6 protein-coding genes and 1 pseudogene are annotated in these 3,684 nt (G+C 47.6%); 4 read left to right on the top strand and 3 right to left on the bottom strand.

The genetic code is table 11. The annotated features are described in order from the left end of the window. The 3 genes from Q1K24_RS09490 to Q1K24_RS09480 form a co-directional block, all read right to left on the bottom strand. Positions 1-557, bottom strand: a 557-nt coding sequence (locus Q1K24_RS09490; protein WP_300369405.1) for a molybdopterin-dependent oxidoreductase, incomplete at its 3' end; no start/stop codon positions are given. Between the two features lie 262 nt (positions 558-819). After that, entirely contained in the window at positions 820-1,461 is a 642-nt protein-coding gene (locus tag Q1K24_RS09485) for a Crp/Fnr family transcriptional regulator (protein WP_300369402.1), read from the bottom strand. 23 nt (positions 1,462-1,484) lie between these two features. Further along, positions 1,485-1,670, bottom strand: coding sequence for a hypothetical protein (locus tag Q1K24_RS09480; protein WP_300369400.1), 186 nt, complete (start codon positions 1,668-1,670; stop codon positions 1,485-1,487). A gap of 182 nt (positions 1,671-1,852) precedes the next feature. Between Q1K24_RS09480 and Q1K24_RS09475 the strand changes: the two genes are divergently transcribed. From Q1K24_RS09475 to Q1K24_RS09460, 4 genes and pseudogenes are all read left to right on the top strand, one after another. Beyond that, on the top strand, positions 1,853-2,224 hold the full coding sequence (locus Q1K24_RS09475; RefSeq protein ID WP_300369397.1) for a hypothetical protein: 372 nt from the start codon (positions 1,853-1,855) through the stop codon (positions 2,222-2,224). A 208-nt stretch (positions 2,225-2,432) separates the two neighbouring features. Then, complete coding sequence (locus Q1K24_RS09470) at positions 2,433-2,780, top strand: hypothetical protein (protein ID WP_300369377.1); 348 nt, start codon at positions 2,433-2,435, stop codon at positions 2,778-2,780. 10 nt (positions 2,781-2,790) lie between these two features. Then, on the top strand, positions 2,791-3,456 hold the full coding sequence (locus Q1K24_RS09465; RefSeq protein ID WP_300369394.1) for a cytochrome c: 666 nt from the start codon (positions 2,791-2,793) through the stop codon (positions 3,454-3,456). Next, positions 3,446-3,684 (top strand): annotated as a pseudogene (locus Q1K24_RS09460) (cbb3-type cytochrome c oxidase subunit I); the annotation flags it as partial. The gene Q1K24_RS09465 and the pseudogene Q1K24_RS09460, both read left to right, overlap by 11 nt.

Genomic DNA, 3,684 nt, shown 5'->3' with positions numbered 1-3,684 from the left:
CCGACGACCGCGGAAGCCATACAGTGGCGTGCGTTGGGGTCGATGGCGTTGGAGCGGAAGCCCGCTTTCATCATCTTGGCAGCCGCGTAGCCTTCCTGGATCGTGTACTGGCCCGAACCGAAGACTGCGACCGCTTCCGGACCGCCCTCTTTGAGCGCTTTGCGGATGGCGCGTTCCATTTCGTCGAAGGCGCGTTTCCAGCTGACGGGGCGGAATTTGCCCTTCTTGCTGAAGTTGCCTTTTTCGTCCATACGCAGAAGCGGAGTGGTCAGACGGTCGGCACCGTACATGATTTTCGCGTTGAAGTATCCTTTGATACAGTTCAGACCGCGGTTGACCGGTGCTGCGGGGTCGCCCTTGACCGCGACGATCTTGCCGTCTTTGGTCGCAACCATAATACCGCATCCCGTACCACAGAATCGGCAGACTGCCTTGTCCCATCGCCAGCCGCTTTCGGCTTGATTGGCTTTGGCTTCTACTTCAGTGGGAACAGACATCCCAACAGCGCTCGCAGCCGTAGCGGCCGCCGCACTCTTGAGGAAGTCACGTCGTGACATAGATGACATATTTACCTCCTAATAAATTTGCACGTTTCTGGAATCACCAAGCGCCCAGACCCAAAAATACTTGATTAAATATTTCTTGAGTCTGGACACTAGGATTCCAACACAAAATAATTCTACAGAAGTAAGCCTGAATTATTCTTGATATTGGTCAATGAAATTGATAAAAGTCACAAGATGAACTGATATGTGAATTTAAAGAAGAATCAAAGAGGTAAAAAGCGAGTTATTCTGTGGTTGTGGATATGGGATTCTATTAAAGATAGAAAGTTTCGAGTCCCTCTTTGTCCAGGATGATGATTTCATCCTTCTTTTTCTCGATGAGTCCGAGTGTCGACAGCTTTTTTAGGATGCGAGAGAGTGTTTCGGGAGTCATGTTCAAATCCGCGGCGATGTGGCTCTTTTTTAGATCCGATATCTCATGTCCGTGTTCGCAGATGAATTTGGCCACGCGCGCGGTGGAGTTCATGACCATATTGGTCGCGATGACGTTTTCGAGATATTTGATCTTTTTCGAAAGCGATTTGATAAAGGCGAAGGAGACTTCGGGATCTTTGAGAAACTCTTTTTCAAATAGCTCATAATTGATGATGAGGGCCCTGCCGTCGGTTTCGAATTCCGCCGATGCGGGGTAGCGCATATGCTCCAGGTTGACGATCTCGGCGATGACGTCGACGGGAAAGAAGTGGTGGAGGATCACTTTGTTCCCCTTCTGGTCCGTCTTGTAGACCTGTAGGATACCGTCGAGCAGAACGATCATGTTCTTCGCTTCGTCTCCTTCGAAAAAGAGAATCGTCCCTTTTTTGTATTCGACGATGTTGGAGATATCTTCGAGGCGCGCCAGTTTTGCTTCGTCCATATGTCTGAAGAGGTAGAAGTTTTTAAGTTTCTTTATCATTGTTTACTGTTCCGGATCATACTTCATGCAAATTTCAGAAAAAGACCGATGCAGAGGGAAAGCAACACCACGATTGAGAGCATGACGGGTGTATAGAACTTTTTCGGGATCGGATAGCGTTCGTCGATCCACTCCGTGATTTTCATAGCGGGAAAAATCATAAAAAAGAGCATCACGATACTGAAGACCAGTGTGAGAACTATATTCAAATGTTTTTCCTTGGATTAAAGTTGTTTTTTACTTTTTCGATACATTCTATATGAGCGAGAAGTATAGGGTTTTGAGACTGAAAAATAGATTAGTCTTGATAAAAGTCAATGCATGTAGCGGTTATTGTGTTAATATTATAGATTGATAGTTTAAAATACGATTTTAAAGAAAGTGGGTAAAAATGGGGAAGTTTTTCTATATCGAAGGGGCTTATCTGATTTTGGGCGCCATCATTTTGCTTGTGACACTTTTTGTAACAACCCGCCCTTTCATGAGCGAAAATGCGAAAAAAAAGGGATTGACATCGGTCTTTTTGGTGCTTGCGGCGGCGATCGGCGCCCACTACTGGGTGACCACATCCCGTATGGAAACGGTGAAACAGGCTTTTGAAAGAGGCGAGCCGATCATCTGCGAGAGCCGCATGGTCCGCAAAGGCGCACAGTCGCTCGTATTGAAAAAATCGCTGGGATGGAGGCTGGAAGGGGATTATTTCGTCTCCGATGCCTATGTCCGTCCCTTCTTCTCCGCCCGCTGCGTCGTTCTTGAAAAATAGAAAGTGTCAGCTCTCCTATAGCAGGGGAGTGCTCTCTGTTTCTTAATAAACTATAAAATAAATACTTCATCTGTCAAATCACAAAAAACTCGCTGATTCTTGATGTATGTCAATTGGATTGACGATAAATGTTGTCATAATATCTCCATGCCTTATCCGGGTATATTGAAGAGTGCCGTTTAAAACGGTCTCTTAAGAAAGGAGTGTCATGGAAAGTGTCATCTATATGCCCCAGCTGGCACCGGATGAGTTTTTGGGAATTTTCATCGTCGCAACGCTGGTTCTGGTCTTCGGAGTCGGTTACGCTGCGCTGATCACCCTGTCGAAGATGGGGTTCGTTCCCAAAAAGTGGCAGCCTTTCGGCTATATATTCTGGATATTGCAGGCTTACAGTTTGTACGATCTTTCGGTTCGGATTCAGAGCAACCCCTTCACGGCAAAAGTGCTGATGGTGGCGATGATCATCTATCTTTTCGCACCCCATCTGTACTTTTACCTGATCGAAGAGTCGGAAAAGCGCTATGAAACGGCCGAAGATGGTCAACCATTAAATTAAAGGAGGAGTGATGAGCAAGAAGAGTGCTTCTGTCTGGACGAGCATACCGTTCTGGCGCCGTTCGGCAGCATGGGTAACCGGTACGGCTACCGTACTGCTGATCTGGCTGACGTTCGACACGATGGGTCAGATCGGTATGGGAAGTGATGCCGATTTGGAGAAGGGAATTACCAAAAGGATTCCGGCCGCATCGGTCATCAACTATCACATCGATTATCAATTCGATGAAAAACGTGGACACGAGGTGCCTGTCATAGGTGAAAAAGAGCCGTTTTTCGGCAAGGAGTGGAGTGCCAAAGAGGCAGCCGACCTGCTGCATCACGGTAAACTCACTTCCCAGGCGAAAAACTGTATGAACTGCCATACGCTTCTGGGTAACGGCGCCTATTATGCACCGGATCTTACCAAAGCGTGGCTCGATACGAAATGGAATGACGGCACGATGACCGGCATTACCGGCAAGGAGACGAAAGAGGAGGCGATGGCGGAATTTTTGATGCATCCTTCCCAGTATCCCACGCATGCGCGTATGATGCCCGAACTGGGAATCACGAAGGATGAAGCCGTGGCGCTTGTGGCCTTCCTGAAGCACATGAGTGCCATCGACACCAACGGTTTCCCTCGCAACTTCTCTCAGTCTGCGAAACGTCTTGAAGGAGGTACCCATGCTCATTAATGGTCAGTTGAAGTATGAGTCGCAAAAGCTTGCGATGAACTATTTTCGTGTAGCAATTGTCCTGTTTGGCGCTCAGCTGCTGATGGGACTGATCGCTGCCATTCAGTTTCTCTATCCGGGTTTTCTTTTCGAACTCTTCGATTTCAGTGTGGCCCGTATGGTTCACATCAACGCGCTGGTCGTCTGGATGCTCTATGCGATGATCGGTTCGGTCTACTACATGATTCC

It is taken from the genome of Hydrogenimonas sp. (assembly GCF_029932565.1).
GTDB lineage: Bacteria > Campylobacterota > Campylobacteria > Campylobacterales > Hydrogenimonadaceae > Hydrogenimonas.
The sequence above is the reverse complement of the archived record's forward strand: the minus strand, read 5'-3'. Positions and strand labels throughout refer to the sequence as shown.

Bases quoted from the DNA above. Each gene is read 5' to 3' on its own strand.
- Q1K24_RS09470 (WP_300369377.1), top strand. From the start codon at position 2,433: ATGGAAAGTGTCATCTATATGCCCCAGCTGGCACCGGATGAGTTTTTG.
- Q1K24_RS09465 (WP_300369394.1), top strand. From the start codon at position 2,791: ATGAGCAAGAAGAGTGCTTCTGTCTGGACGAGCATACCGTTCTGGCGC.
- Q1K24_RS09485 (WP_300369402.1), bottom strand. From the start codon at position 1,461: ATGATAAAGAAACTTAAAAACTTCTACCTCTTCAGACATATGGACGAA.
- Q1K24_RS09475 (WP_300369397.1), top strand. From the start codon at position 1,853: ATGGGGAAGTTTTTCTATATCGAAGGGGCTTATCTGATTTTGGGCGCC.